The 493-nt window shown below is 79.1% G+C and carries 1 pseudogene; it reads right to left on the minus strand.

Annotated elements, in window-relative coordinates:
• Nucleotides 1–139 precede the first annotated feature (139 nt).
• Nucleotides 140–493 (minus strand): annotated as a pseudogene (locus GTW08_RS21640) (A/G-specific adenine glycosylase); the annotation flags it as partial.

The raw sequence follows: 493 nt of genomic DNA on the forward strand, positions 1-493 counted from the left end.
GCCGCGGCGACGGTCACGTGCGGCGTCCCGGCCGCGACCGGGATCCCGGCCGCGGCGAGCCGGTCGCGCAGCGCGGTGAGCGCGGCGGCGCCGTCGTCGTCGAGCCGGAAGCGGACGGTGCTGGGCATCGGTCCCCCGCTCAGACGGGGAGGGCGAAGCGGCCGTCGTCGGTCTGCTCGGCCAGGCCGTCGACCAGCAGCGAGTGCAGGCACCGGTCCCGCTGGCCCGCGTCGGACCAGACGGCGTCCAGCGCGGCCCGCTCGACCGGTCCGGGCGCGGTGCGCAGCACGTCCATGAGCTTGCCGCGTACCTGCCGGTCGGTGCCGGCGAAGCCCTGGACCGGCTTGCGCGGACCGTCGTAGGCGGGCCTGCCGGCCGCCACCCAGGCGCAGCGGGCCGCGACCGGGCAGTCCGCGCAGCGCGGCGAGCGGGCGGTGCAGACGACCGCGCCCAGCTCCATCAGCCCGGCCGAGACGACGGCGGCCTCGGCGTC

The sequence above is a fragment of the Pseudonocardia sp. SID8383 genome (genome assembly GCF_009864975.1).
Lineage (GTDB): Bacteria > Actinomycetota > Actinomycetes > Mycobacteriales > Pseudonocardiaceae > Pseudonocardia > Pseudonocardia alni.